The 26,052-nt window shown below is 26.9% G+C and carries 23 protein-coding genes; 5 read left to right on the top strand and 18 right to left on the bottom strand.

The genetic code is table 11. From position 1 onward, the window contains the following. Positions 1–33: 33 nt before the first annotated feature. From DR020_RS00430 to DR020_RS00440, 3 genes are all read left to right on the top strand, one after another. Entirely contained in the window at positions 34–534 is a 501-nt protein-coding gene (locus DR020_RS00430) for a CcdC protein domain-containing protein (RefSeq protein WP_055257878.1), read from the top strand. Positions 535–1,043: 509 nt separating this feature from the next. Further along, positions 1,044–1,745, top strand: a complete 702-nt coding sequence (locus DR020_RS12215) for a sensor histidine kinase (protein WP_160110427.1) — start codon at positions 1,044–1,046, stop codon at positions 1,743–1,745. Positions 1,746–1,778: 33 nt separating this feature from the next. After that, a complete protein-coding gene (locus tag DR020_RS00440) occupies positions 1,779–2,444 on the top strand; it encodes a response regulator (protein ID WP_055257882.1) in 666 nt (221 codons plus the stop codon). Between the two features lie 36 nt (positions 2,445–2,480). Here DR020_RS00440 and ndk read toward each other — a convergent pair whose 3' ends face one another. The 5 genes from ndk to DR020_RS00465 form a co-directional block, all read right to left on the bottom strand. Further along, positions 2,481–2,885: a nucleoside-diphosphate kinase gene (gene ndk, locus DR020_RS00445; RefSeq protein ID WP_055257884.1), complete on the bottom strand. Its 405-nt coding sequence runs from the start codon at positions 2,883–2,885 to the stop codon at positions 2,481–2,483. A gap of 104 nt (positions 2,886–2,989) precedes the next feature. Next, positions 2,990–5,086: a hypothetical protein gene (locus DR020_RS00450; RefSeq protein WP_160110428.1), complete on the bottom strand. Its 2,097-nt coding sequence runs from the start codon at positions 5,084–5,086 to the stop codon at positions 2,990–2,992. A gap of 63 nt (positions 5,087–5,149) precedes the next feature. Then, a complete protein-coding gene (locus DR020_RS00455) occupies positions 5,150–7,195 on the bottom strand; it encodes a glycosyltransferase family 39 protein (RefSeq protein ID WP_112364948.1) in 2,046 nt (681 codons plus the stop codon). A 379-nt stretch (positions 7,196–7,574) separates the two neighbouring features. Further along, a complete protein-coding gene (locus DR020_RS00460) occupies positions 7,575–8,546 on the bottom strand; it encodes a carbon-nitrogen hydrolase family protein (RefSeq protein WP_112364949.1) in 972 nt (323 codons plus the stop codon). 26 nt (positions 8,547–8,572) lie between these two features. Beyond that, a complete protein-coding gene (locus DR020_RS00465) occupies positions 8,573–9,547 on the bottom strand; it encodes a carbon-nitrogen hydrolase family protein (RefSeq protein ID WP_055257893.1) in 975 nt (324 codons plus the stop codon). Between the two features lie 667 nt (positions 9,548–10,214). Between DR020_RS00465 and DR020_RS00470 the strand changes: the two genes are divergently transcribed. Continuing rightward, positions 10,215–10,730 carry an AmiS/UreI family transporter gene (locus DR020_RS00470; RefSeq protein ID WP_112364950.1) on the top strand — a complete coding sequence of 172 codons (516 nt, stop codon included), beginning with the start codon at positions 10,215–10,217 and terminating at the stop codon, positions 10,728–10,730. 100 nt (positions 10,731–10,830) lie between these two features. Here the strand turns inward: DR020_RS00470 and DR020_RS00475 are convergent, their stop codons facing one another. The 8 genes from DR020_RS00475 to DR020_RS00510 form a co-directional block, all read right to left on the bottom strand. Then, complete coding sequence (locus DR020_RS00475; protein WP_207655881.1) at positions 10,831–12,039, bottom strand: ammonium transporter; 1,209 nt, start codon at positions 12,037–12,039, stop codon at positions 10,831–10,833. 282 nt (positions 12,040–12,321) lie between these two features. Then, positions 12,322–13,164 (bottom strand): urease accessory protein UreD, encoded by an 843-nt coding sequence (locus DR020_RS00480; RefSeq protein WP_112364951.1) that lies wholly within the window; start codon positions 13,162–13,164, stop codon positions 12,322–12,324. 1 nt (position 13,165) lies between these two features. After that, complete coding sequence (gene ureG, locus DR020_RS00485) at positions 13,166–13,780, bottom strand: urease accessory protein UreG (protein ID WP_112364952.1); 615 nt, start codon at positions 13,778–13,780, stop codon at positions 13,166–13,168. Positions 13,781–13,861: 81 nt separating this feature from the next. After that, positions 13,862–14,584, bottom strand: coding sequence for an urease accessory protein UreF (locus tag DR020_RS00490; protein WP_112364953.1), 723 nt, complete (start codon positions 14,582–14,584; stop codon positions 13,862–13,864). After that, positions 14,559–15,011 carry an urease accessory protein UreE gene (locus DR020_RS00495; RefSeq protein ID WP_112364954.1) on the bottom strand — a complete coding sequence of 151 codons (453 nt, stop codon included), beginning with the start codon at positions 15,009–15,011 and terminating at the stop codon, positions 14,559–14,561. The genes DR020_RS00490 and DR020_RS00495 overlap by 26 nt, the downstream gene beginning before the upstream one ends. Before the next feature lie 104 nt (positions 15,012–15,115). Continuing rightward, entirely contained in the window at positions 15,116–16,834 is a 1,719-nt protein-coding gene (ureC, locus tag DR020_RS00500) for an urease subunit alpha (protein ID WP_055257906.1), read from the bottom strand. Further along, positions 16,834–17,157, bottom strand: coding sequence for an urease subunit beta (gene ureB / locus DR020_RS00505; RefSeq protein WP_055257908.1), 324 nt, complete (start codon positions 17,155–17,157; stop codon positions 16,834–16,836). Before ureB ends, ureC begins: the two co-directional genes overlap by 1 nt. 21 nt (positions 17,158–17,178) lie before the next feature. After that, positions 17,179–17,481: an urease subunit gamma gene (locus tag DR020_RS00510; protein ID WP_055257910.1), complete on the bottom strand. Its 303-nt coding sequence runs from the start codon at positions 17,479–17,481 to the stop codon at positions 17,179–17,181. A gap of 490 nt (positions 17,482–17,971) precedes the next feature. On the opposite strand from DR020_RS00510, the gene DR020_RS00515 reads away from it, so the two are divergent. Then, on the top strand, positions 17,972–18,487 hold the full coding sequence (locus DR020_RS00515; RefSeq protein ID WP_112364955.1) for an AmiS/UreI family transporter: 516 nt from the start codon (positions 17,972–17,974) through the stop codon (positions 18,485–18,487). 347 nt (positions 18,488–18,834) lie between these two features. On the opposite strand, the gene DR020_RS00520 is transcribed toward DR020_RS00515, so the two are convergent. The 5 genes from DR020_RS00520 to DR020_RS00540 form a co-directional block, all read right to left on the bottom strand. Then, entirely contained in the window at positions 18,835–21,480 is a 2,646-nt protein-coding gene (locus tag DR020_RS00520) for a calcium-translocating P-type ATPase, PMCA-type (RefSeq protein ID WP_112364956.1), read from the bottom strand. Between the two features lie 14 nt (positions 21,481–21,494). After that, positions 21,495–22,172: a TerD family protein gene (locus DR020_RS00525; RefSeq protein WP_082412310.1), complete on the bottom strand. Its 678-nt coding sequence runs from the start codon at positions 22,170–22,172 to the stop codon at positions 21,495–21,497. Between the two features lie 37 nt (positions 22,173–22,209). Next, entirely contained in the window at positions 22,210–22,818 is a 609-nt protein-coding gene (locus DR020_RS00530; protein WP_055257916.1) for a TerD family protein, read from the bottom strand. 253 nt (positions 22,819–23,071) lie between these two features. Continuing rightward, a complete protein-coding gene (locus DR020_RS00535; RefSeq protein WP_207655882.1) occupies positions 23,072–24,406 on the bottom strand; it encodes a toxic anion resistance protein in 1,335 nt (444 codons plus the stop codon). Between the two features lie 83 nt (positions 24,407–24,489). Further along, positions 24,490–26,052 (bottom strand): YceG family protein, encoded by a 1,563-nt coding sequence (locus tag DR020_RS00540; RefSeq protein WP_235865656.1) that lies wholly within the window; start codon positions 26,050–26,052, stop codon positions 24,490–24,492.

Below are 26,052 nucleotides of genomic sequence, written 5' to 3' on the forward strand. Positions count from 1 at the left end.
TTTTGTATATTATATTTTGTTAGGAGATTTTTTATGAATTCATCAAGTTTAATAATAATTTTAATCATATTATTTATATTTTTTAGACAATATAAAAAAAATATTTCTGATAGAGGGCGCAAGATTACAGTAGCCTCTCAGCTTATTATTCCAATTTTATACATATTTATTTTTAAAAATACCTTTGAGTATATTTTTTCTACATCTGGATTATTAAATATAATTTTTATAGCAATTGCAGTCATTTTAGGATGTGTTGTAGGTTTTGCAAGATCTAAACTTAATAAACTTACAGTAGAAAAAAAGACTCATACTGTATACTGCAAAGCTTCTAAAATAGATTTAATTATACTTATAGCTTTAATTTGCTTAAAATTTGGAGCTGAAATATTTTTATCTAGACTTATTCACGGAAATACTTTATTAATGATTACTAACTATTTATTACTATTTAGTATAAGTGCTATAATAAGTAAAAGAATAATTATTCTTTTCAAATACTTAAAAATAGTATCTAAAATTAATACTATTTAAATTTAGGAGAAAAAATGAATAGATTGCACCGCATGTTTATATTAAGAGCTATACTACTTTTAGTTATGGCTCTAAATGTTTATTCAAAACTAAATAAAAATATTTTTTTATTTTATCACTTAATTATACTTATTCTAATTCTAAATGAATTTTTTAGATATTTATTAATAAATAAAAAAAGTATAATGAAATCAAAAAATAATATTAACAAAATAACTATATTTATCTCATTAATATTATCTTTAGTTATTTTAAGTTATTTATCTTACTATCATTTAAGTATAACATTTTATATATTCTTTATTTTATTTGAAAGCTTTTATTTTAAAGGTGTTTTAAAAATTATATTATTTATAATAAACTATTTAAGCTATATCACACCTTTAGCATTGTCTAACACATATATAAATAGTTTTCTTTTTAATATTTATAACAAAACTATTAGTAGAGGTTTTATTATAAATATAGTTGAAAGTAGCATAAGTTACTTTAGTTATTTTATAATAGTAATGCTAATTAAAAAAGTTAGAAAAAACAAAAAAAATATTTACATATTAAATCAAGAACTTAAAGAGCAAAATTTAAAACTTAAAGAATATTCAAAGAAAATAGAAGAACTTACTATATCAAAGGAACGAAATAGAGTTGCTCAAGAACTTCATGACTCTTTAGGTCATTATCTTATGGCTATATCTATGCACATTGATGTTTTAGATAAAACCTTAGATATATCGCCTGAGAAATCAAAAAATATTTTATCTAAAACTAAAATAATAGTAGATAATAGCATTGATGAACTTAGAAGCACCGTTTATTCTTTAAAGAAAAATAATATAAATATTATAAGTTCTGTTAACTCTTTAACTGAAAATTTATCAATATCAAATAATATTTCTTTTAATGTTAATATCTCAAACGATATAGAAAATGTTTCTCTTTTAATTAAAGATGCATTATATAAAACTATAAAAGAATCTATAACCAATGGGATAAAACACGGAAAAGCTTCACAGTTTATTATAGATTTATTTATTAAAGACAATATAATTTATTTATCTATATTAAACAATGGAATAAAACCTAATAATATAATAAAATCTAACGGTTTAAATGGAATGGAGGATAGATTAAAAGTATTAAATGTCAAACTTAATGTTGAAAATACTTTAGATGGATTTAAAGTTTCATGTACCATACCTCTTATAAAATAAATTTTTATATATTATAAGAAAGGACTTATGACAATGATTAACGTTTTTATAATAGATGATCAAGAAATAATACGCGAAGGATTAAAAATGATGCTCTCTCTTTATGATACAGAAATACGTATCATAGGAGAAGCTAAAAATGGTAAAGAAGGGTTAAACTTAATCAGCTCTATAAAAGATAGTATTGATATTGTTCTTACAGATATTAAAATGCCAGTATTAGATGGAGTTGAATTTACTAAAATAGCAAAAGAACTTTTTCCACAAATTAAAGTGATTGTTTTAACAACATTTAATGAAGATGAATATATTTTAAATTCCCTTAAAAATGGAGCTTATGGTTTCTTATTAAAAGATTCAAAAAGTGATGAACTTGTAAGTGCAATTAAATCTGTTAATAAAGGAAATCTTCTTTTAACAGGAAATGTGGCTAATAAACTTCCAACACTTCTTCTACATAGCAAAAAAACAGATAACAAAGTTATCCTAAATCAAGATAACTTAATTGATAAACTTACAAACCGCGAAGTAGATATTGCTAGTTTAGTCTCTAAGGGACTTAGCAACAAAGAAATATCATCACAATTATTTTTGACCGAAGGTACTGTTAAAAATTATGTAACTAAAATTTTGGATAAATTAAATTTAAAAAGCAGAGTTGAACTCACACTTTTCTTTCAAGAAAATAAGAACTTCTAAAATTCTAAGAAGTTCTTATTTTTGTTTATATTTTATTTATACTTCTGGAAACCACAGGGATATCTCTCTTTTAGCCGCTTCTAAGCTATCTGATGCATGGACTAAATTTTTAGTTCTGCTATTTGCATACATACCTCTTATTGTTGCACAATCTGCTTTTAATGGGTCCTTATCCCCGTTTTCTTTTCTTACAATAGATATAGCGCTTTCACCCTCTATTATCATAGCAACTAATTTACCACTTACCAAATAATCAACAAGTTCTTTAAAAAATGGCTTATCTTTATGCTCTTCATAATGTTTCTTAGCTAAATTTTCATCTGCTTGAATAAGCTTCATTTTGCATATTCTAAGACATTTTCTCTCATACACGCTTAATATTTGACCAACTAATCCTCTCTCTACTCCATCTGGTTTTATAAGAACTAAAGTTTTTTCCATAAATATCCCTCCCAAAACAAATTCAAGTTATATTATATGTAAATATTTTCTTTATAAATAATTATATCATAATTTTTTTCTTAATATTCTTTTTAATCAAAATATTATAAACTTTCTTCCCTATAAAATTTTACAAGAAGAGATAAAGAACTTAAAATTTCTCCTCCCCAAAACATATACCATTTATTATCTTTTGCCCAAGTTCCTGATAATTTATTTATCCCTATAATGGTTTTTTTATTAAAATTATAATTCAAACTTAAAACGCATTTATTTATTAATCGCATTGACAATTCTTTATCCACAACACCACTTTTTAAAGCATACAAAGATGCACGAAGAACAAGAGCAACATCATGTGAACTATAATACTCTTTTAAAAGTTGACCACTTTCCCTAAAATCAGTTACCAAGTTGTCCTTATAGCTTTTCCAAATCCTATCTATATCTGTTAAAAAATCTTCTACTATTTCCCTCGCTAAAATTAAAGTATTATCATTATATAGTGTTTTGGCTACACATTCTATCGCTCTATATTGATATCCACCCCATGTTGCATTTGGATCTGGTCCATTAAATGCAAATGTATTTTTTTCCCCATAGTCTTCTCTATTCCATACATCCCACAAAAATACTGGTGCAAAAAAATTATTACTACTTTTGGTTATTTTCTTATAAGCATTTCTAGAATCATTAATAAACTTTAAAGACTCTAAAACTCCAATTTCATCGTTTAATTCTTGCCATAACCAAGGTGCTTGATATCCAACATAAGGCATACCCATCTGTCCATTTAGTTTATTATTTATTGTATTTATTGTAAAAGGTAAAATCCATGGTGCATATGGATAATTAGTAAGAGGTAATGTTCTTAAATGAAAAATTTTTATTTCTTGATAATTTGTATCTTCTGTACTTATTATCATTGTCTTTAAATTTATGTTTTGGGGAAGTTTTTCCTCATTATTAGCACTATTAACAAAATCATCTTGATACAATAAAAATTCTTCTATTATATTATTCCCTTTTGTCTCTATTATCTTTTCCCATCTTCTATCCTTTTTATATCCATTTTTATCAGTCAAAATAACTTTTATTTTTCCTTTAACCAATGTTGAAATTTTAAGTTTATAAAATCTATCTAAAGGAATCACCTCGTTTATTGCGCTTTTTCCAAATTGAACTTCTCCATTTCCTTTAGGTATTTTTATTAAAATAGCTCCATCACAACTATCTCTTAAAAAAACAACTTCTCCCTCTCTATTATCATAAGTATAAGTTCCTTTTTGAGAAAAAGGATTGCCACTTTCAAAATCTTCTGTTATATAATCATTAGAATTTTCTACTTTACATATAAATCTTATAAGCCCCTTCATATTTTCTAATATTTTTTTATATTTTAAATCTCCTAATATTTCATATAACTTTTTAAAACATTGATAGCTCCACCAAATGCTATCAACTGCACAAGAAGTTTCTCCTTTTAATAATTTTCTCCAGACAGGATATGCTTCATAATTTTCAGAAGGCTGTATCTTATCTCCTCCTAAATCAGAATAAACTACTAATAATTTACCAGAATAATTTTCTAAAAGTTTTATAACTATTTTATTATCCTTAATCATTTTCTCTGAAATTTCATATTCTTTGCCCACAATTTTAGAAAAAGGATTTTCCCACTCTAGCTTTCCTGTCATTTCCCTAACCGAAAAAACTCTTTTAGCTTTATATTTTGTGTTTATGATTCCAACTCCATTAACAAAATTAACTTCTTTATTATAATAAATAATTTCACTTGAAAATTCATCATTACTAGCATTAAAAAGCCAATGTGGTGAATATATATATTCCTCATTAAACTCTTCATTTGGAATTTCATTATTTCCATATAAATGAACCAATGTTGATTGTGCTATATTTTTAGCAAGATTTAAAATCTCTTTGTCTTTTGTAATTTCATAAACATCTAAAAGTCCTAAAAGCGTTAAAAATTGACCTTCACTAGTTCCACTTTCTGGTGCAAAATATCCGCCTCTACCTTCTTCTTTATGATAATGAGCCTTAACTAAATATTCTTTTGATATAGTTATAGGCACTTTATTTTTTTTATTATTATTTAACCATTTTATATAACTGTTAATATTACTTTCTACATCTTTTATTTTAATTTCTAAATTATTATTCAATATCTTATTTTCCATAATTTTTAAGCCATTTATCTAAATTTAGATAAATGGCTATATCCCCTTTCTTTTAGTAAAACTTTAGCTTACATCATTAGGTGTTACTTCATATAATGTATCCCTTCTATCATTTTTAAATACATTATATAAAATATTATTCGCAACTGTTATATTTGTATCTTGCCATTGACTATTTGGAATAACTTTTCCAACATTTTTAACCCAATTCATAATACTAGCGTTATTAAAACTATTTGTTTCATTTCCTACTAAAACATACTTTACCTTTCCCTCTCTAACTAACTGCTTAAAAGCAAAAAGAGTTAATATATCATCATTTCCAGTTCTTCCTCCTAAAGCCATAACTTTATCACCAGTATCTAATATAATATTTTGTGCATAAACACTAGCAGATGGAGTAACTAATAAATATTCTTGATTTTCCCCCTTATTTTCATTTAAGAAATTTATAAATTTACTTAAATCTTCACTACCACCAAATTCTACACCATAATTTTTCATATAATTATTTACATTTTGTTGAGTTTTACTCTCAAATAATTGAAGACCTGCTCCTTTAAATATTCCATCTGTTTTATATACTAAAGAAGCACTTGAGCCTATTAACGGTATTATTAAGCATCCAATTATAGATATTACTATTAATCCATTTTTAAGATTATTGTTTGTAAATTTCTTGTTTCTAATTTTAAATAAAGTAAAGACTGCAATTATTGAGATACCTAAATCTAAATAAAATAAATGTATAAGCAAATACGATAAATTTTCTCTATAATAAATAACAATAATATATTGAACAATAATAGTTAACCCTAAAGATAAAGAAAGCCACATGCTTTTATTTTTTCTATAACTTTGTATCATTTTTTTAATACCTATACCACATAATGCAGCAGTTGGTACAGCTAAAGTAGCTAAATCATAAATATTGCTATATACAAAACTAAAATATAAAAATTCAGTTACAAACCATATAGAAAAAAACATTATTGTTATATTCTTAGTACTTTTAAGGGCAATAATTTTCCTTCTATTTATTATAGACACTATAAAACTTATTATAGCTAAAGGTAAAAACCATGCTATCTGATCTGACAAATTATTATCTTGAAATAGTCTAAATATACCAAATTGAGTTTTGTTATCTTTATGAATTGTATTCCATTCATTATAATTTTTAATAAACTCATTTTCATTTAATGTGTTATAACTTAAGGTATTGTCACCATCATAATTTAAGTTAATATTTGAATTTATCTTATTACTAACTTGATTATGTTGATTTAATACAAGCTCTATCTCACTATTTGTTGTGCTATCTCCAACATATGGTCTAGCATTTACAGGAACCAAATCTACTAAAAAAGACCAACTTAATGAAACCACTAAAAGAACTATCGTTGCTAAAATCAAACATTTTATTTTAGCTTTTAAAGACACCTTTTCTCTCTCTTGAGTAATAAAAGTAATTCCACACACATACCTTTCGATTACTCTTTTTTCTCCTTCTGATTCTGAAAATATGTACGTTAAATATATAGCTGGTATAATTATAAAACTTTCTAATCTATTTATATTAAAAGCTATTCCAACTATTATAACACTTACTATTAAATATTTTATATTCCCTGTTTTCGTAGCCTTTATAGCCGGCATAATTGATAATAACATAAATAAAATTAATATTGTTTGAAAATCATTTGTCCTACTAACAGCAACATATACAGGTGTTATAGCAAGTATAAGTGCTGCCATAATACCAGCTATAAAACCAAAATAACGTTTTATTAAAATGTATAATATAAAAACGCATAAGGTTCCTGCTAAAGCCTCTGGCAATATTAAAGCAAAACCACTTACTCCAAAAATTTTACCAAATATACCCTGTATCCATAAACCAATAGGAGGCTTATTTAGACTTACAAATCCTGATGGATCAAAGGATAAAAAGAAAAAGTTTTTAAAACTAGTTAACATACTTTTTATTCCTGCTACATAATATTCGTTACCATATCCTTGTATCTTTAAATTAGACATATTTAAAATAAAAGATAAAATAAGTATAAAAATTATGGGTAGCTTATCTTTATTAAATTTTTTTATCATCTCATGCTCCCTTGTATAGACTATTGCAATTAAATAGCTTTATTAAATTTTCTCTACATTTAATATTAACTTTTCAACCCAAATATTGCAATATTAATATCAATATATTATATTTATTTTTTAGTTTTAATTACTATATTATAAAAAAATAAAAGACTATATTAAAATAAATTAAAATTATTTTAATATAGCCTTTTATATCTATCTTTATTTACTATTTTAGTGAATTTATTAATACTATTATGTGTTATTGTGCGTTAATATTATATATATCTTATGAAAATTAAATTGAATAATTAATATTTTTGTTTGTATTTTTAACAAGCATCCTTAAAGCCGCTAACTTTAAAGATATTTTCTAAAAAATTTTTAAATTCTATTATTTAATATTTTGTAGTTCTTCGTAAGTTAATACGTTATTATCATTTTCACCTATCATTTTAACAATTTTCTTTGATCTTCTATCAAAATTCATTGTTAAATTCTTATTACCATAATGTCCTGCTGGATCTATGTAATATTTATATTCAGGTAATTTATCTAAATCTACTTCTGCATAAGCTATTCCTTCTTCACCTTCTGGAACTAAATCACACATTGGTTCTCCATCTGGTGCATAAATGCAAGTGTGACCTGGTACAAATGTATCAAATACTCTTCTTGCCTCATCATTTAAACACATCATATCTCCCATTTCTTTTGTTATTAATGATGCACACATTACAACATATGTTTGAGTTGATACTCCATAATATCTACTTGATAATTCATCTGCAAAAAATCCTGGCCATGATGCTACGTGAATTTGTTCATTTTGTCCATTCATTGCACAAAGATCTAGTGGTACTTGGTGTTCCCAACACATAAGTCCTCCTAAGCTACCAATCTCAGTTTCATGAACTTGCATCATGCTGCCATCTCCATCGCCCCATACAAGTCTTTCTGCACTTGTTACTCTCATCTTTCTATGTTTTCCTATTATATCTCCATTTGAATTAAACCAAAGTTGAGTTAAATATAATGAACCTCCGTCTAATTCACTCATAGATGCACATACATGTATTCTATTTCTTCTTGCAGCTTCGCTTATTCTTTGTACTGAATAACTTGGTATTTTTACTGCATTTTTATACAATTGAACATAGAATTGTTTAGCATATTCTGGCCCTTGTAAAAATGCAAAGAATGGATATCCTGGTATAAATCCTTCTGGGAATGCTACTAATTTTGCTCCATTTTGTCCTGCTTCATCTATAAATTTTACTACTTTATCTACTGTTTTTTCTAAATCTAAATATACTGGCGCTGCTTGTACTGCTGCTACTTTAAATTTTGAATATTTTCTTTCCATAATGAAATCCCTCCTATTTAATTAATCTATTCTTCAAATTTATTTATTTCTTCATATGATATAGTTAAATCTTCTTGTTCACCTATTTTTTTAAGTACTCTCTTTGAAGTTATATCCATATTCATTGATAAACAAGGATTTGAATAATGTCCTGCTGGATCTATGTAATATTTATACTCTATTATTTTATCTAAATCGATTTCTGCATAAGCTATTCCTTCTTCACCTTCTGGAACTAAATCACACATTGGCTCTCCATCTGGTGCATAAATGCAAGTGTGTCCTGGTACAAATGTATCAAATATTGCATGAGCCTCTTTATTTAAGCAAATTATATTTCTCATTTCTTCTGTTATTAATGATGCACACATTACAACGTATGTTTGAGTTGATATTGCATAATATCTGCTTGATAATTCATCTGCAAAAAATCCTGGCCATGATGCTACGTGGATTTGTTCATTTTGATAATTCATAGCGCAAAGGTCTAATGGTACTTGGTGTTCCCAACACATAAGTCCTCCTAAGTTACCGATTTCAGTTTCATGAACTTGCATCATACTTGCATCTCCATCACCCCATACAAGTCTTTCTCCACTTGTTACTCTCATCTTTCTATGTTTTCCTATTATATCTCCATTTGAGTTAAACCAAAGTTGAGTTAAGTATAATGAACCTCCATCTAATTCACTCATAGATGCACATACATGTATCTTATTTCTTCTTGCAGCTTCGCTTATTCTTTGTACTGAGTAACTTGGTATTTTTACTGCATTTTTATATAATTGAACATAGAATTGTTTTGCATATTCTGGTCCACCTACAAATGCAAAGAATGGATACCCTGGTATAAATCCTTCTGGGAATGCTACTAATTTTGCTCCATTTTGTCCTGCTTCATCTATAAATTTTACTACTTTATCTACTGTTTTTTCTAAATCTAAATATACTGGTGCTGCTTGTACTGCTGCTACTTTAAATTTTGAATATTTTCTTTTCATATTAACTCCTCCTAATGTTTATAATTGAATTTTGTAAGTCTTAAACAATATTAAATATCATATGTATATTTTTAATTATTGGAAATACAGTGATCATATATTGCTTTTACTTTAATTATTTATTTAGATATTTAATATTGTTCCTTGACTACAAATTTATTTTATCATTTCATTTTTATTTTTTCCATGTATTTTATTCTATATTTGTTTTTTTATGTATTTTTTATAAGATTATTTTTTATAATTTATTTATTTTTTTAATTTTTATATATGAAAATTTACTTTTATTTGATTTTATAGAATATAAACATTATTATTAAATAATTATTAAATTATTTAATAATATTTATAATAATTATTGGAAAATATTAAGAATTGATGTTATTTTCTTATATTTTACTTTATTTTATTTTATATTTAAATTTATAATTTAATTAAAATAAATCATAATTTTTATTAATAATAAAATATCCATATTTTTATTTATATTTAATTTTTTTCTATAATAATTGCATAAATTTATTGAACTTTATACTTTTTTATATTAAAATATCTTTATTATTAAAATTCTTAATAATTTATTTACATTTTTTAATTTAATTATTTAAATATAAAAAGTTTATATGCTTTTTATAAAAATATTAAAGTACAAAGGGGGAATATTTCTATGTTAGGAGTTATTCTTTTATATGTTGCAATTGTACTTATAAGTAATGGTATTGCAAGAGTTTGCAAAATTGATTCCAAATCTCAATCAATAATGAACTTATTTACAGGTGGTTTATCTGTTATTTGTAATGTTATTGTTATAGTATTTGGAGAAATTTCAGGTAGCACATCAGAATTCTATGCTGCTGCAACAGGATTATTATTTGGTTTTACTTATCTTTATATTGCACTAAATGGAATATTTAATTTAGATCAAAGATTATATGGTTGGTATAGTCTATTTGTAGCAGTTAACTCTATTCCAGCTGGTATATTATGCTTTTTAGATGGAGGATTCTTTAATATATCCATGGCTATTATTTGGTGGTTGTGGGGTGTTTTATGGCTTACAGGTTGGATTGAAACTGTAGCTAAAAAGAATTTAGGTAAATTTGTTGGCTACCTTTCAGTATTTGAAGGTATAGTTACAGCTTGGATTCCTGGTTTTATGATAATAGCTGGATGGTGGCATTAATAAAAAGATACAGAATTTCTGTATCTTTTTTTATTCTTAAAAACTCACTTTAAAATTACATAAAAAAAGTCATGACTTTCATCACGACTTTTTTTACAAATTATTCTTCTACTGAAAATACTTCATGTAAAAGAACTTTATCTAATCCAATTTCTTGAGTTTCTTTACTTACTCTTATAGTTCCTGTTGCATCTGCAATCTTTAATACTATAAGTGTTACTACAAATGAATAAATTGCAACTAAAACAGCACCAAATAATTGAATTAAGAATTGATGTATTCCAGCTTGTACACCATTAACTGCTGAACTTGCAAATATTCCTATTAAAAGTGTTCCTGTAAATCCACCCATTCCGTGAACTCCCCAAACATCTAATGCATCGTCCCATTTCATCTTCTTTACAAATGCTACGCATAAGTAACATATTATTGCAGCTATTATACCAATAGCAACCGAACCTTGAGGTGTAACATAACCTGCACATGGTGTTATAGTTGCACATCCTGCAACAGCTCCAACTAAAACTTCTAATAAAGAGAAATGTTTTTCTTTAATATAACATATAATTACCCAAACAATTGTTGCAAATCCTGCTGCTATTCCAGTGTTTGTAAATGCTATAGCCGCTGTTTGTCCACTAGCTAAAGCTCCACCTGAGTTAAATCCAAACCATCCAAATAATAAGATTGCACCTCCAAGAGATACTAAACCTATGTTTCCAGGACCTTTTTTAGGTTTAACAGCTCTCTTTCCTAAGAAAAATACTGCAGCCAATGCTCCAAATCCTGCTGTTATATGTATTACTGTTCCTCCGGCATAATCAACAAATCCCATTTTTTCTAGGAATCCGTTACCCCATACCCAGTGAGCTACTGGGAAATAAATTAATATCATCCAAATAATTAATACTTTTATCCATCCACCTATATTCATTCTGTTTGCAAAAGCTCCAGTCATAAGTGGCGCAGTTATAATTGCGAACATTAATTGGTACATAAAGAACATTAAAAATGGTATATGTGCACCATAGGTAGCGTTAACAGAGAAATCTACTCCATTTAACATGAAATATTGAAGTGGATTTCCTATAACTCCTCCAATATCATTACCAAATACTAGAGAGAATCCTCCAAATACCCACATTACTGTTACTACTCCTATTGCAATAAATGAATACATCATCATTGTTAAGGAATTTTTCTTTTCTACAAGACCACCGTAGAAAAATGCTAACCCTGGTGTCATAACAAATACTAGTACTGTGGCTATGACCATAAATGCTACGTCGCCGTTGTTTATCGCTGTCATTTCTTTTTTCTCCTTTTTATTTATTTTTTATAATATGTAACTCCTAACCCATTATACTTACTATCTAAAAGTTAATCAATATCTATACTAAATTTTAAAGACTCTATAATATAATTACTTTAAGGTATCTTAAATTGATTAATTATTTACTAATAAAATATTATCTTACTACTTAAGATACCTTTTAAGATTTTTGTATAAATTACTCATATTTTTTTAATTTATAGATAGTCTATGATTAACTTATTTTGTAGTCTTTTTAATGATACTTTAGGAAATAAATTATAACTTTCTAATTGTTAAATTTTGTGAATTTAACACCTTTCTTCTTATGTAATTGTGGCAAAGCCCCACTACTTCTTCTAAATCTTGCGTTAAATTTCCTATAACTCTCAAAACAAAACCATTTACTTCTAGTCCTGTTATTCCAAAATTTATATCTAAATTTAACTTTAATATTTCTTCTCTTAAATGTTCTATAATATTTTTATCTATTCTATCATCTAAAATTATTAAAGTTGCAAAATTTTTATATCCTTCCATAAATCCTAAACCATCTATATCATCTTCTCTAGGATTTATTAACATATTATCTAATAATACAGGAACTCCATCCATATATATATTAGTTTTAAGCTTTGCTTTTTCATATTGGAACCTTTTTTTATCAGGAGACCATCCTGATGTTATCCCATCTGTATAAATAAGAGTAGAACTCTTTGTCATATATATATTATTCTCTTGTCTATAAACTGCATCTTTATAAAGAATAACTGGATCTGTTATATATTCTAAAATACTATTTTCTTCAAGTTTTAGAGTAGTTTCTTGAAAAGATTCATAACTATTTTCGCATTTATAAACTTTACTAGCAGCTTGAGTAGTTACTATAGCACGAACATTCTCTTTTAGCTCTACGTTTATATTGTATCTTTCTCCTTCAACTATTCCTCCACCTAATTGCATTAAAAAATATGCAGGTATTCTTTCAACATCTAATTCCATTTTAGGAGATAACTTAAACACTCCATTAAAATACTTTCTAGGAGATACAACAACATCTCCTTGTTTTTCTAAAACCAAGTCAATTAAACCTGCATATTTATTATCATTTAAGTTACTCATTTTATGATATTCCTTCTAAAAGACAATTTTTCTTAATCCAGTTTAATACTTCTAAAACACCAGAATCATTTTTAAGATTTGTAAATATAAAATCTTTTTGCCCTCTAAATGCTAAAGTATCTTGTCTCATTACTTCTAAATCTGCCCCTACATATGGTGCTAAATCTATTTTATTTATGATAAATAAATCACTTTTTATCATACCTTGTCCAGCTTTTCTTGGTATCTTTTCACCTTGTGCAACGTCTATTATGTATATGGAAAAATCAACCAAATCCGGACTAAATGTAGCCGCTAAATTATCTCCACCACTTTCTAAGAAGATTATATCTAAATCTGAAAATCTTGATTTCATTTCTTCTATTGCTGCAAAATTCATTGAAGCATCTTCTCTAATTGCAGTATGTGGACATCCTCCTGTCTCTACACCCATTATTCTTTCTTCTGGTAATATAGAATTTTTCACCATAAATTTTGCATCTTCTTTAGTATAAATATCATTTGTTATAACTGCACAACTATATTTATCGTTTATCATTCTTGTTAGTCTTTCAGTTAAAAGTGTTTTTCCGCTTCCAACTGGTCCACCAACACCTATTACTACTGGTCTTGCCATAAATTTTTCCTTCTTTCTATATGTATTAATAGCAGTTTTATCTCAATAAACACTATAAAATATTTTATACAAATTAAAATACTATGACATAAACAATCTAAATATTAACGTCTCATGATTTATTTGAGATAACTCAATCCCTGGAACATTAAGTCCAAAGCAATCTAAATCGGCATTTTCTATTTTTTCAAAAAGAATTTCTGTATCTTCACAAAATTCTTTTAACAAAATTTGCCCATCTTTTTGTCCAAGAGGTATGGTCCTTACTGCATTTTGAATCAAAGTAGAAATTGTACTATATATATGATAACAAATCGTTTCTTTTACATTTAACCCCAAGCTATAAAGAGCTAAGGCAAATACTATTGCTGGGTGTCCAAAAGCTTCTTTTTCTTTTATTTTTTTATCATATTCCTTTAGTATTTCAAAATCATAAAGGTCTATAAACATTCTTATCATTCTTCCTGCTATAAGCTTTGCTCCATCTCTACTCTCTTTTGCTATACTCTGAACTGTTATTTTTCTATCAAGTTCTATTATTTCTTTTGTTATTTCTAATTTTCCATGCTCTTTTAATATATCATATAATATTCTTATACAAAGACCATCTGAATATATAAATTGTTTATTTAAATATATTTTTAACCAATTTCTAAATGTTTCTGTATTTTTAATTTCATCTTTTCTTAGGTAAGTTTCCATTCCATAAGAGTGGTTAAATGAGCCTACTGGGAAATTCGAATCACATAACTGTATTATCTTTAAAACCTTTAATATCTTAGTGTCTGTGTTCAAATTCAACATGTCTAAATGCCTTTTCTAATACTCTTTCTTCTCTTACATAATCTATTTTATCGTGTTTTAGTTTATCTTCAACTAGACTATCATATTCTATAATCATAGTATCATCTTCAAATTGCGCTTGTAGATGTCTATTTCCAAGTTCGTGAGCTATTTTTCCCATTTCATTTATACTCTTTGGTTTTATTACTAATATATCATTGCTTTCAAATTGAACCATAACAACATTATGTCCATCATTAAATAAAATATCTCCATTGCTTAAAGTTTTACCTTTTTCTAAAGATATTCCATATTCATGTCCATGGTCTGATGTTACTCTCATGATTCTTTTTAATAAGTCATCTCTTTTAACTATTACTTTTTCTATATGAAATTTTTCTTTATTTTCTAATTCTTTAACATTTCCCAATATTTCTTCAAATATCATAACCATTCTCCTTTCAAATAAATACCTAATTTTTAATAATAGATAGAGAAACAAATTCTCTATCTATCTAAATAAAATTTATTCTAAAAATAAATAATTAAATCCTAGAATAAGAAGTATCTTTGAGTCATTGGAAGTTCTTCTGCAGCTTCACATTTTATTACTTCACCATTAACTTTAACGTCATAAGTTTGAGGATCTACTTCTAATGATTCTGGAATTACATCATTTAACTTCATATCTTTTTTAGTTAAATTTCTTATATTCTTAACAGGTAAAACTATGTTTTCTAAACCTAATTTTTCTTTAATTCCATGTTCATAAGCGTATTTAGAAACAAAAGTTACACAAGTGTTTCCTTTAGCTTTTCCGTAAGCTCCAAACATATTTCTCATAAGTACTGGTTGGCAAGTTGGAATTGATGCATTAGCTTCTCCCATTGCTGATAGACTAACTACTCCGCCCTTTATTACCATTTTAGGTTTAGCACCAAAGAATGCTGGATCCCAAACAACTAAATCAGCCATTTTACCTACTTCAACTGAACCTATATATTCATCTACTCCGTGTGCTATAGCTGGATTTATAGTATATTTAGCAACATATCTTTTAACTCTGTTGTTATCGCTAAACTCTGAATCACCTTTTAATGGTCCTCTTTGAACTTTCATTTTTGATGCATTTTGCCATGTTCTAGTTACAACTTCACCAATTCTTCCCATAGCCATTGTATCAGAACTCATGATACTGAATATTCCCATATCATGTAATATATCTTCTGCCGCAATTGTTTGTTTTCTAATTCTTGAATCAGCAAAAGCTATATCTTCTGGAACTTTTGGATCTAAGTGGTGACAAACCATAAGCATATCTAAATGTTCTGCTATAGTGTTTACTGTATATGGCATTGTTGGGTTTGTTGATGCTGGTAATATATTTAATTGTCCTGCCATCTTCATTATATCAGGAGCATGTCCACCACCAGCTCCTTCTGTATGGAATGTATGCATTGTTCTTCCACCAATTGCTTCTATTGTATGTTCAACGAATCCACCTTCATTTAATGTATCTGTATGAATTGCAACTTGAACATCATATTTATCAGCTGCTTGAAGTGAATAATCTATCGCAGATCTAGTTGCACCCCAGTCTTCATGAATTTTAAGACCACAAGCACCAGCCTCTATTTGCTCTGCATTAACTTCTAAGTTAGCTCCACTACCTTTTCCTAAGAATCCCATGTTTATTGGAAGACCTTCAGCAGCTTCTATCATTCTTTCTATGTTCCAAGCTCCTGGAGTTGCAGTTGTAGCATTTGTTCCATCATTAGGACCAGTTCCTCCACCTATAACTGTTGTTATTCCTCCATGAAGTGCTGTTTCAACTAAATCTGGACTTATGTAATGAACGTGAGTATCAAGACCTCCAGCTGTTACTATTAATCCTTCAGCTGCAAAAGCTTCTGTACTAACTCCTACTATAAAGTCAACATCATCCATACCATCTGGATTTCCGCCTTTTCCTATATAAGCTATTTTTCCATCTTTTATACCAATGTCAGCTTTATATATTCCTGTGTAGTCAACAATTGTTGCACCAGTTAATATAAGGTCTACAACTTTTGGATTATTTCTAGTTTCAATAGAGTTTTGACCCATACCATCTCTTAAAGTCTTTCCTCCACCAAATTTACTTTCATCTCCATAAACTGTGAAGTCTTTTTCTATTTCTATAAATAATTCAGAATCTCCAAGTCTTATTTTATCTCCTGTAGTTGGTCCAAAAAGATCTGAATAACGTTTTCTATCTATTTCAAAACTCATTATTTTCTGCCCCCTTTATCTAAAAATCCATCAACTTTATTGTTTAAACCAAAAACTCTTCTAGTTCCAGCTATATCTATAATCTTAACTATTTTATCATCTCCTGGTTCAAATCTAACAGCTGTACCTGATGGAATATCTAATCTCTTTCCAAAAGCTTTTTCTCTATCAAATTCTAATCCTTCATTTACTTCATAGAAATGAAAATGTGAGCCAACTTGAATTGGTCTATCTCCATTATTTACCACTCTAAGTTCTATGGCTTCTCTACCTTCATTATATTTAATTGGTTCTTTTGCTAAAATGTATTCTCCTGGTATCATAACTTAAATCTCCCTTCTCTATTATTGTATTGGATCATGAACAGTCACAAGTTTAGTTCCATCTGGGAATGTACATTCAACTTGAACAGTGTGTACCATTTCTGGAACCCCTTCCATAACTTGATCTCTAGTTAAAATATTTCTGCATTCATCCATAAGAGTATGTACAGTTTTACCTTCTCTAGCACCTTCCATTATTTCATCTGTTATAATTGCAACAGCTTCTGGATAATTAAGTTTTAATCCCTTTTTAAGTCTTCTTCTAGCAACTTCTGCCGCTACAACAATCATAAGCTTTTCTTGCTCTCTCATTGTTAATCTCATTTATTTATTCCTCCTTTTTAAATAATTTATATAAAACTATACTAAGTATTTTTAGCAAAGCTTCATATGTTTTTATAATTTCACACATAAAAAATATAACAACATTAAAGACAATATTATACAAAAAATTCAACTTGTAACCCTTAAATATTATCTTTAAAACTTCTAGGCAAATTTTATTTTTTGTCGAAGTCAGTCGTATTTATCAATAATAATATCATGTTATAATCTAATTTTCAAACAATTTTAAAAAAATTTTTACATTTTTCCTTATTTGAATACGTTTCATTTTAAAAATATGCTACTTGACATTAGAATTTATAATAAAATAACACTTTTTTACCTATTTTTTTATACTTTTTAAAATTAAATTAAATTAAAATTTCACTTTATTGTTTACAAAAAATCTATATGTTGATATTATATATACATACATATATTTATTAAATTAAAATTGTAAAATAAAAAAAAACAAAGGAGGAAACACTATATGTTAGGAGTAGTTCTTTTATACGTAGCAATTGTACTTATTAGTAATGGTATTGCAAGATTATCTCATGTAGATCCAAAATCACAAGCAATAATGAACTTATTTACAGGCGGTCTATCAGTTGTTTGTAATGTTATAGTAATAATATGTGGAGAAGTTCTTGGTAGCAGAACAGATTTTTATGCTGCCGCTACAGGATTATTATTCGGTTTTACATATCTTTATGTTGCATTAAACGGAATTTTCAATTTAGACCAAAGATTATATGGTTGGTATAGTTTATTCGTTGCAATTACAGCCATCCCAGCTGGTATGTTATCTTGGGCAGATGGCGGAATAAACAACATAGCTATGGCTATAATCTGGTGGTTATGGGCAGCTTTATGGTTTACTGGATGGGTTGAAACAGTTTTAAAGATAAACTTAGGAAGAAGCGTTGGAGCTTTAGCAATCTTTGAAGGTATAGTTACAGCTTGGATTCCAGGCTTTATGATGATAGCTGGATGGTGGCACTAAGATTTAATTAGTAGCTAAAATTAATTACATATTTTATAAATGGCTAAAGAGATTATCATTAATTTTTTTAGCCATTTATTTATTAATTTATATATTGCATTTTATATAAAGCTATGATACAATTCATTTTGAATTTTGTTTAGAGTATACTTATGAGTTTTAAATAATAAAAAACATCTTTAAAACCGCTAATTTTAAAGATATTTTCTAAAGAATTTTTAGATTTTGTTATTTATGTAATTTTGTAGTTCTTCGTAAGATTATACTCTATTTTTTTATATAAATATCTTTTGTTTAAAATTACTTTTATATAAATAAAAAGGAAGGTTATTAAACCTTCCTTTTATTTATATAATCGCTTTATCAGCATCCTTCATAGCTTCTTCTTGTTTATTAAAGATAACCTTTCTTATCATATCAAACGGTATTATAGTTAAAGCCATTATTATAACTGTAATCCATTGTGCCAAATTAAGAGGCGCACATGAGAAGAATTCTCCTCCAACGAATGTTAATATTACTTGAACTACAATTATAGCTCCCATAACTTTTAAAAACCCTTTATTTTCATTTATGTTTTGAAGTATATTTATTCCCTCACTTCTAACATTAAATCCATTAAATACTGCTGTAAACACAAAGAATGAGAAGTATCCTGTTAATAATACATCTAAATTATTATTAAATATATTTGTAAACAATGGTGTTTTCAAAAAGATAAAGCTTATTAAAGCAACCCAACCACCTGCACAAAGGATTTGAGTAAACATTTTTCTAGATACAATACTTTGAGTTCTTGACTTTGGCTTTTCATTCATATAATCTTTAAGCGCAGGTTCTGCACCAAGAGCCATGGCACCCAATCCATCCATTATAAGATTTATCCAAAGTATATGAGTTATTGTAAGAGGTTGTTCTATTCCAAATAAAGGTGCTATTGCACACACTGTAACAGCTGCAACATTTATTGTTAACTGGAATTTTATAAATTTTAATATATTATTGTAGATTGTTCTTCCATAAAGTATAGCACTTTCAATAGATTTAAAATTATCATCTAAAATTACTATATCTCCTACCTCTTTTGCCACATCAGTTCCAGACCCCATTGCAAATCCAACATCTGCTCTTTTTAATGCAGGCGCATCATTTACTCCATCACCTGTCATACCACAAACCAAATTAAGTTCTTGAGTAATTCTTACCATTCTTGATTTATCTGTTGGAAGAGCTCTTGCTATCACTCTAAGATTTGGAAGTATTTCTTTAACTTCATCATCACTTAATTTATTAAGTTCTTCAGATGTTAAAGCAATATGTGTATCTTTTGTGATAAGATAACTATCTTTAGCTATTGCTACTGCTGTTTCTTTTCTATCACCAGTTATCATTATAACTTGAACGCCAGCATTTTGGACTTCTTTTATAGCCTGTCTAGCTTCTGGTCTTACATCATCCCTAATTCCAACAAAACCTACTATAATTAAATCATCTGGAAGTGTATCCGAAACCAAAGGTTTTTCACTTATTGCAAAAGCCAAAACTCTCATAGCCTTATCAGCTAATAAATCTATCTTTTTATTAATTTTACTCTTATCTATACTAACAATATTTCCATTTTTATCTATACATTTCTTAGCATTTATTAAAAGTCTTTCAGGAGCTCCCTTATAAACTGTTTTTCCATTTAATTGGGCAGCTGAATATTTGTTAGTAGAATTAAACATTTGAGATTTTTTAACTACTATGTCTGAATATTTATCCATTTCTTTTTTAGTTAAAAAATTAAGTAAAGCTTTATCAGTAAGGTTTCCACCTATAACATTACCTTTTTCATCAAACATTGCACCTGTATTTTTTCCTATGCAAAGTCCCATAAACTCTTTTATTACTTTACTTTCGTTGTAACTATCTTCTATATTTCCATCAAAAAATTCAACTACTTCTAATTTTCCCTTTGTTATAGTTCCTGTTTTATCACTAAATAACACATTTAATGAACCAGCTGTTTCTATCCCTATTGGCTTTCTAACTAAGACATTATTTTGAAGCATTTTTGATGTATTTCTCATTAAAACTATTGCTATCATAAGAGGAAGCCCCTCAGGCACCGCCATAACAATAATTGTAACTGATAACATAAGGGTTTCTAACAGGTCTTTTATTATATACATAGCTCCTAAATCAAAATATGCATTAATTCCACCTGCTGTTATTACTCTTTGAGATATTAATATTACAGCAATAACCACTGCCCCAATATAGCCAAATTTAGATATCTTTCCGGCTAAATCTTTAAGTTTTACTTTCAATGGGCTATCAACTTCTTTTGATGTCATATCTTTTGCCATAGAACCCATAACAGTATTCATACCTATTTTTTTAACCCTCATTAAACCATATCCGCTATAAACTACTGCTCCTCTAAATAATGATGATTTATCTACAAATGTATCTCCAGTTATCGCAACTTCTTCCTCATACATAATGTTATTATCTATTGAAGCTGTTTTTCTACATTCTTCAGCTTCTCCATTTAAGGCTGAATTATCAACCTTTAATTCACCATCAATTAATATACCATCAGCTGGTATTTTATCTCCAGATTCTAAAATTATACAATCTCCGACAACTATATCATCTACTATTATTTCTATAGCTTGACCATTTCTATAAACTTTACACTTTTCTTTCTCTGCACTATTTTTTAATTTTCTATATTCATTATCAGATGCAACTTCAGTTTTTGCCGAAATAAATGTAACTATTAAAATAGATATCCCAATTCCAACAAGTTCTGACCATGAAGCATGTCCTATTGCTGCCATTCCACCCAGTATTACTGCTATCACTATTAAAAGCATTATCATTGGATCTTTAAAGGCATCTAAAAACTTATTTAAAAATGTTTCTGGCTTTGCTTCTTCTATTATATTTTGTCCATATTTTATTCTGCTTTTTTCAACTTCTTTATCATTTAGGCCTCTTTTCAAATTTTTTCTCTCCTTTAACCTTTATAAGAATTGTATAAACTTCTTATAGAGCTTTGCTTTAATTCACCTAAAGCCGAAAAATTCCATTCTTCCCCTTCTCTATAAAGGTCTGCAAATATTATTGCTGTATTGTTTTTACCATCTTCTGATAAATTATATCTACAAATCTCTTTTTCATTATTGTTTGCATCTAATAACCTTACATAGCATCTCTTTATCATTTTAAAACTTTGTCTTCTCTCATGCCCTTGATATATTACTACTGCAAATACTATTCTTTTACATTCTGGAACTATCTCTGATAAATTAACAAATATTTTTTCATCATCGCCTTCTCCCTCACCTGTTAAATTATCTCCATTTAAAAATATCCCTTTTGCCTTTTTAGATCCATAATAAACGATATTTTTATCTGATTTTACTAACTTTCCATTACTATCTAATAAAAAAGCTATTAAATCTAAATCGATATTAGCTCCTATTCTACTAGAATCCCATCCTGCACCTAATACTAAATTGTTTAAACTTGGATTTCTTTTAGTTAAATCTAAAACATCATTTTTCTTTAAGTTTAAGACTCCAGTACAATCATTTCCACTTTGATTAGATGGATTCGTCCTTAAATCACTATATTTAATATTTTCTTCTTGAGAGTCAACCCCTATAAGCTTTTTTAAAAAATTAAATGCCATATACTTCACTCCCTTTACTAACACCTAGAATCTAACTTTACATATATAAACTTAATATTCCGTTCAAATCTGCAATCTTACCATCACCTAAAGCTTTAAAATGCCACTCATTGTTTTCTTTAAAAAGCTCCGCAAATACCACTGCTGTAGCCGTTGAACCATTTTCCTTTAGATTAAATCTACAGATTTCTTTTTCACCATTTTTCTCATCTAAAAGTCTTATATATGAATTATCTATCATGCCAAAAGTTTGTCTTTTTTCCATAGCTTCAAATATTGTAACTACAAAAACAATTTTTGACATACTCTCTTTTATTTGCCTTAAATCTATCTCTATTCTCTCATCATCACCTTCGCCAACGCCAGTTCTATTATCTGCGCATAACTTTATTCCTTGACCATTCATATTATTAAAATAGATAACATCTTCATTTACATTATTTACTTTTCCATTTTGCCCTAATAAAAAAGCTGATATATCTAAATCGAAAGTACTTCCATTTAAAGATATATCCCATCCTGCACCTAATACAACTTTTTCTAACCCTGGTTCTTTTTTAGTTAAATTTAAAATATCATTTTTCTTTAAATTCAATGCTCCTGATTGATTATTATTTGAAAATCCACTTCCTAAATTTATAGCCATAATTTAGACCTCCTTTTTTAATAAAAAATCTTTTAATACCTTATGAATTATTCTCTAAACAATATAATTCTTAATTTAATAAAAATACTAAAATCACAGTATTAATTTATGTCAAATTTTCATATTATGATATTAGTATAATTATAACACATTAATGCTTTGTGTCAACATATAGTATATTGATTAATATAATCATAATATGAAAATTATTATTATTTTATCTTTTAAATATATTTATTTACAATTTGTTCAATTATATAACTATCTTACCTTTTAAATCTTTCTTTATATTCTCTAATCTTCCTATATTTTCATTTCTTTGAATCCTGTTAGCCTCTTCTATGGCTTTTGTTTCTTCTATTCCTTTTAATATAGTGTTATAAGTTTTTTCTAAAGTTTCTATATTTATAGAACTAGATGATGCCATTTTAGCTATTCTTACTGATTGCGCTGCTGTATTAGCTGCGTTTCTTTGAAGAAGTTCATTTGTTTTGTCATCTAATTGTTTAATTGATTTGGCTTGAATCTCTTGTCTTTTAAGAATTATTGCTTGAGCTAGACATTGTTTAAAAATAGGAAGAGTTATTATAAATGATGAATTTATCTTTCTCATTAAATTAAAATTTGACATTTGAATATTTTGTATTGCAGGAACAGCTTGTATAGCAACATTTTCAGCAACTCTTAAATCATAAACTCTTTGTGATAACATTTCTTTAGATAGTTCTAATCGTTGCATCATCATGCGTTTTTCTTCTTCATTTATATTAGTTGCCAAATTATACTGATTTATATAATTATCAATCTCTTCAATCGCAAGTTCTCCAGCTACAATATACTTTTCTAAAAGCTTATAATATTCTACATTGCCATCAAATAGTCTTTTAAGTCTATTATTTGATTCTCTTATTTCTCCTTCATATTTCCTAAGAATTACATACACTTTTTCAACTTCTATACCCATAGTATCATATTTTTGGAAAAGGTCTGCTACTGATGTTTGAACTTTTTTAAACATTTTACCAAAGAAAGATATTTTCCCTTCTTTTCCATCTTGGTTTTGAAGTTCTTTAACATCAAACTTATCCATTATTCTTGTTAAACTACTAAGCATCTCTGTTGCTTCCTCAGTTTTTACAGCTTTCATTGAATTTAATAGTTCGTCTGATACTTTAGATATTCCTTCACTTGCTCTTTGACCAAATTGAAGTATTGAGTTTGGGTTTTCCACATTAACTTCACTAGTTAAATCTTGAACTTCTTTTAAAGACCTTAAATGCGTTTTATATTCATCCATTTGATTAAATATTGAATCGTCACTTACCATATTATTATTCATGATATCCACATTATTTTTCATATTATTCATATTCATCAAATTTCCATTTGTTTGATTTTGATTCATATTGAAATTTGAATAATTATTGTTGTTCATATACTGAGTATTTTGCATATTACCTTGGTTGTAATTTTGTCCACTTCCATAATTTATATTGCTTCCTTGATTATTCATATTAAAATCATTATTATTATTTTTATCATTAAATCCATTATTATTTTCTAAATTAAATATATCATTTTCATTCATAAATCTATTAATCTCCTTATTATTAATTATTACTTTTGATATTATATTATATAATAATCATTACTTAAATTGTATTCTAAGCACTAAAATTTAAAAAATTTAGATATAGCACCTACTTTTCCTTTTATATTTTTTGTTAACATAAGTTTTTTATATTTTGATTCATATTCCATTTTTTCAAGCCTTATATAATTAAATCTATCATTTCTTATTATTTTACCTAAATTGCTAAGACCTGATGGATTAAATATAATTATATCCAAACCTATTTTATGAATATATGCCAAAATCATAACCATAGAATCTGAAATTACATTCTCATCATCTAAATATATAACTATTTTAGGAACATTAGATGTAAAATCAAAATTATCTATGTGCCTTACTATAAGATCATTTAATGATAATACTAAGGATAATAATTTTAAAATTTCTGTATCCTTTAACGGTTTAGTAAACAAACTCTTATCTAAAATAGTTTCATTAAATTTTTTTAATAAAAAATTTTGAGTTTCTTCACTATATTTTGAAAATTTATATATAGGAAGTTTTTTTATTCCATCTATATCAAAAGTCCCGTCTCCTAATCTTAAAAACATTAATTTATACATATCATCATTAAAATTTTCATCCTTTGATATATAGCCTGTATTAAAAAAAAGTGTATCTGAATTTTCAACACAATATTTCACAAGTTTCTGATAATTCAATATATCCTTATATTCTCCATCTATCTTATAAAAAAAGCAAGGTATTTTTACAGTGTTTATATCTTTATCTACTTTAAATCCCTCTCTTAATTTTGCTGGTTCACTAAAGTAAGTATATATATCCTCTAAAATAGTATCTAAAAGTATTGACTTTGTATATCCGCCTCTAAATTGCCATGCCTTAAATATATCTATATCAGAAAAGAGCGTGTCTTGTATATCTTTTTGTATTTGTTTTGTTATAGTCTCAGTTTTTTCTATATCTTCTCCCTTTGCTGCTGTATAATCAAAAGATTCTACACTTAATATATTTAAATACTTTATACATTTGCTTAAATTATCTCTATCTATTTCATTAAAAAATTCTTCTTTTAAAGGATTTATATAAATCACATCAAATCCCATCAAATAAAGCAATATTAAAAAATAAACACTGTGTCTTTCGATATCACCGTAATAAATACACTTAGGGTTTATGTCTTTATCAAAATTAATATTTCTTAAATAACTATATCCCCATACTATAAGTTTTGTTATAAAATTATTTCTTACACTTTCACTAAAGAAATTTTCATTATTTATAGATAAATTACAAACATATTCTAAAGCCTTTAAAAACTTATTATTTATTTCTATATTGTTTAAAATATTTATCTGCTCTTTAGAAATATTATATACATCCATATTTTCTATTTCTTTATATATATATTCTATAAGCTCTATTTCTCCAAGCAAATCAATAGAATTATCAAATACAATCGTTACATCAATATTTTCATTAACCTTTTTTTGAATCTTTTTTAAAATATTATTGTAATTATTAGTATTTTCTACTCCTATAAATCTATAAAATACATTTTTAAATTCTCCACTAAATGTATTTTCTCTATTATATTTACTTGTATATACTTTAGAAATTATATCCTCTAAGTCCAC

It is taken from the genome of Sarcina ventriculi, assembly GCF_900456775.1.
Lineage (GTDB): Bacteria > Bacillota > Clostridia > Clostridiales > Clostridiaceae > Sarcina > Sarcina ventriculi.